This is a genomic window from Sphingomonas sp. 2R-10, from assembly GCF_030062225.1.
Taxonomy (GTDB): domain Bacteria; phylum Pseudomonadota; class Alphaproteobacteria; order Sphingomonadales; family Sphingomonadaceae; genus Sphingomonas.
On the sequence record NZ_JASCXF010000076.1, the window covers coordinates 1 to 4,037 of the forward strand.

Sequence of the window (4,037 nt, forward strand, 5' to 3'; positions counted from 1 at the left end):
CTCGATATCCTCCCCGGCACGGGGAGGGGGACCAGCCGCAGGCTGGTGGAGGGGGGTGGCCACCAGCGAGGCGATCGCGGCGGCCACCGCACCGACGTCAGCAATCACACGGGCGGCGGCAATGCGGACGATGCGGTAGCCTTGCTCCTGCAGGAACCGCAGTCGCGCATCGTCCCGTTCAGGACGATCGGCGCGCTCATGCGCTTCGCCGTCGATCTCGACGATCAGCCGGGCCTCTCGGCAGAAAAAATCGGCGACATAGGGCCCAACCGGATGCTGGCGACGGAACTTGGCACCGGCCTGTCCGCCACGCAGCTTTTGCCATAGCATTGCTTCGGGGAGGGACATTTCCCGGCGTAGTCGCCGAGCGGTCGCTACCTCCGGCCGCACCGCCCGCGGAAGCCCCCCTCCACCGGCTGCGCCGGTCCTCCTCCCCGTTCCGGGGAGGATATGCGCTTCCGTCTCATCCTGCCGCGTCTGGTCGCCGTCCGCGTGCTGCGGATAAGGAGAAGCCAAGGCAGCCCCCCCCCTCACCGCTTCGCCAGCACCAGTTCCGCCAGCAACCGCTGGATCGCCGCCGGGTCGGCATTGCGGCTGACCTTCAGCGTCATCGGCGTCGGCTGCCCCGTCACCCACAGATGCAGGTCGCTGTCGAGGTCGAACGTCCCCGCGCTCTCGACCGAAAAGCTGGTGATCGAGCGGTAGGGAACGCTACGGAACGATATCTTGGACCCGGTGATCCCCTGCACATCGACCAGCACGAAACGGAAGTTCGTCAGGAACGCGGTGTCGCGCAGCGAGCGGAACGCCGCCAGCACTTCTTCGCCCGCGATCAGCGCGTGGCCGTATTTCTCGCGGATTTCGGCCGGATCGACCTCGTGACTGCTGAACAGACCCATATTTTCCCCTTCACCCGGTCAGGCGCGGATTCACCACCTGCCCGTTTTGCGTCAGGCGGATCGCCTGCGTCACCTCGTCCTCGTCGGGCAGCACCGGCCGCCCCGCATCCTTGTCCCAATAGGCCGACAGGAAATTGAACAGGTTGCGCGCGAACAGCGCCGATGCGTCGGCCGCCAGCCGACTGGGCACGTTGCGATGGCCGACGATCTTCACGCCGTGGCGCACCACCACCTCGCCCGCGACCGCGCCCTCGACATTGCCGCCCTGTTCGACCGCGAGGTCGACCAGCACGCTGCCCGGCCGCATCGACGCGACCTGGCGCTCGCTGACAAGGCGGGGCGCGGGCTTGCCGGGAATCAGCGCGGTGGTGATGACGATGTCCTGTTTCGCGATATGGGCGGACACCAGCTCGGCCTGTGCTTCCCGGTATTCCGCGCTCATCTCGCCGGCATAGCCGCCCGCGCCCTCGCCCTCGATCCCCGCCACCGTCTCGACGAAGATCGGCTTGGCGCCCAGCGACTGGATCTGTTCCTTCGTCGCCGAACGGACGTCGGTGGCGCTGACCTGCGCGCCCAGCCGCCGGGCGGTGGCGATCGCCTGCAGCCCGGCGACGCCGACCCCCATCACGAACACCCGCGCCGCGCTGATCGTGCCCGCCGCGGTCATCATCATCGGGAACGCGCGGCCATATTCGGCGGCGGCGTCCAGCACCGCCTTGTATCCCGCCAGATTCGCCTGCGACGACAATATGTCCATCGACTGGGCGCGGGTGATACGCGGCATCCATTCCATCGCCAGCGCCTCGACGCCCAGCGCGGCATAGGCGTCGATCCGCGCCCGCTCGCCAAAGGGATTGAGCCCGGCGACCAGCCATGCCCCCGGCTTGACACCGGCAAGGCTGTCGGGCGCGGGGCCGGCGACGCCCAGCAGGATATCGGCACCGGCGATCGTCTGTGCCCGCGGCCCCACGCTCGCACCCGCTGCGGCATAGGCCTCGTCGTCGATCGACGCCCCCGTGCCCGCGCCCGCCTCCACGGCCACGCCGGCACCCAGGCCGATCAGCTTCTTCACCGTTTCCGGCGTAGCGGCGACCCGGCGTTCGCCGGCGGCCTGTTCGGCGAGAAGCGCGAGCTTCACGTCAGGAAGCGATCAGGTAGATGACCAGCGCGGTGAGCGCGGCACACACCACCGCCCCCCAGGTGAACCAGCGCAGAAAGCCGGTATAGGTCCCGCCATGGGCGGGCGGGCGGCCGTCGATCGCCATCGAAGCTCCTCTCGAATTTCGTTTCGTTGGCGGACAGCGTAGCGCGCCCCATCCGACGCGCCAACCCCGCACGTGCCGTCCGGATCGTCCGCCGGGTCGCATCGATCGCGTCGTCGCCGGCTTAAGCCGAATTTTACGAACGCTGGCGCATGGTTGCACCGTTACGGGACATCAGGGACGCAGGGCAGCACATGACGCGCGACGGACAACGGCTGCTGATGGTGATCGACGACGAACCGGCGCAGCGGCGGCTGGTGGCGGCGATCGCGGCGCGGCGCGGATGGCGCACCGTCTTCGCGGGCGACGCCGAAACCGCGCTCGCGACCCTGGGTACGCCCGACGGCGTGGCGCTCGACGCCGTGCTGCTCGACCATTGGTCGCCGCAGGCGGATGCGACCGCGCTGATCGCCGAGTTGCGCCGCAGCCGCCCGGCGCTGCCGATCCTGATGCTGACCGCCAACGAATCGGTCGCCGGCGCCGTCGCCGCGATGCGTGCCGGGGCCAGCGATTTCCTGGTGAAACCGATCGCCGCCGAACGGCTGCTCGCCGCGCTGGAGGCGGCGGTCGGCGGCGCGGCGCGCGGCGAACTGCGTCCGCTTACCGAAAAACTGTCGATGTCGCTGGCGTTCGACGAGATCGTCGGATCGGCCCCGCAATTCCGCGCCGCGCTGGCGATCGCGGCCAAGGCGGCGCGCGCCCGCGTGCCGGTGCTGATCGAGGGGGAGAGCGGCGTCGGCAAGGAAGTGGTCGCAGACGCGATCCACGCCGCCAGCCCCCGCGCGCGCAAGCCGATGGTCCGCGTCAACTGCGGCGCGATCCCCGCCAATCTCGTCGAAAGCGAGCTGTTCGGCCATGAAAAGGGCGCGTTCACCGGCGCGTTCGAACGCAAGATCGGTCGTTTTCAGGAAGCCGACGGCGGCACGCTGTTCCTCGACGAGATCGGCGAGATGCCGTTCGAGACGCAGGTCAAGCTGCTGCGCGTGCTGCAATCGGGCGAGATCCAGCCGGTCGGCGCGCGCCACCCGCGCGAGGTCGATGTCCGCGTCGTCGCCGCCACCAACAAGACGCTGACGCAGGAGGTGGAGGCCGGCCGCTTCCGCGAGGACCTCTATTACCGGCTGAACGTCGTGCAGGTGACGATTCCCCCCTTGCGCGAACGCGCCGGCGACATTCCCGCACTCGCCCGCCACCTGATGGCGCGCATCGCGCAGCAGCCGGGGTTGCGCCAGCTGGGAATCACCGACGACGCGATCACGCTGCTCGGCACCTATGCGTGGCCCGGCAATGTCCGCCAGTTGCAGAACGCGCTGTTCCGTGCGGCGGTGCTGTGCGACGGCGACGCGCTGACCCGCGCCGATTTCCCGCACATCGCCCGGATCGCCGAGGGCGGCGCACCGCAACCGGTCCTGCCGGCACAGCGCCACGACGTCGCCGGCGGCGTCACCCTGTTCCGCGCCGACGGCAATCTGCGCGCGCTGGAGGAGATCGAGGCCGACGTCATCCGCCTCGCCATCGGCCATTATCGCGGCCGGATGACCGAGGTCGCCCGGCGGCTGGGGATCGGCCGCTCGACGCTCTACCGCAAGTTGGGCGAACTGGGGATCGACCAGAACGCGGCGTGAGGGGGCTGGCCTTTCCCCATCGTCACCCCGGACTTGATCCGGGGTCCCGCTTCTTTCCGACGGCGGGAGAGGAAGCGGGACCCCGGTTCGAGCCCGGGGTGACGGTCGGGGTTGTGGTTCGATCCATCAAAGCCGTATCCCCGCGGAGGCGGGGATCCAGGGTTACAAGGCGCAACGCCTGTGGCTCTGGATCCCCGCCTGCGCGGGGATACGGATCGGGTGCGTCAGGCGACCACCTCCCGCCATTGCCC

At 69.6% G+C, this 4,037-nt stretch carries 5 protein-coding genes; 1 reads left to right on the forward strand and 4 read right to left on the reverse strand.

From position 1 onward, the window contains the following. The 4 genes from QLH51_RS19660 to QLH51_RS19675 form a co-directional block, all read right to left on the reverse strand. Positions 1-348 (reverse strand): endonuclease domain-containing protein (locus tag QLH51_RS19660; RefSeq protein ID WP_283514672.1); only part of this gene is annotated, 348 nt, incomplete at its 3' end. 182 nt (positions 349-530) lie between these two features. Then, a complete protein-coding gene (locus tag QLH51_RS19665) occupies positions 531-899 on the reverse strand; it encodes a PH domain-containing protein (protein WP_125655952.1) in 369 nt (122 codons plus the stop codon). Positions 900-909: 10 nt separating this feature from the next. Then, positions 910-2,037 carry a Re/Si-specific NAD(P)(+) transhydrogenase subunit alpha gene (locus QLH51_RS19670; RefSeq protein ID WP_125655955.1) on the reverse strand — a complete coding sequence of 376 codons (1,128 nt, stop codon included), beginning with the start codon at positions 2,035-2,037 and terminating at the stop codon, positions 910-912. A 1-nt stretch (position 2,038) separates the two neighbouring features. Continuing rightward, complete coding sequence (locus QLH51_RS19675; RefSeq protein ID WP_125655958.1) at positions 2,039-2,164, reverse strand: aa3-type cytochrome c oxidase subunit IV; 126 nt, start codon at positions 2,162-2,164, stop codon at positions 2,039-2,041. Positions 2,165-2,355: 191 nt separating this feature from the next. Here QLH51_RS19675 and QLH51_RS19680 point away from each other — a divergent pair, with 191 nt between their 5' ends. Then, entirely contained in the window at positions 2,356-3,786 is a 1,431-nt protein-coding gene (locus QLH51_RS19680) for a sigma-54-dependent transcriptional regulator (protein ID WP_125655961.1), read from the forward strand. The last annotated feature ends 251 nt before the right edge of the window (positions 3,787-4,037 follow it).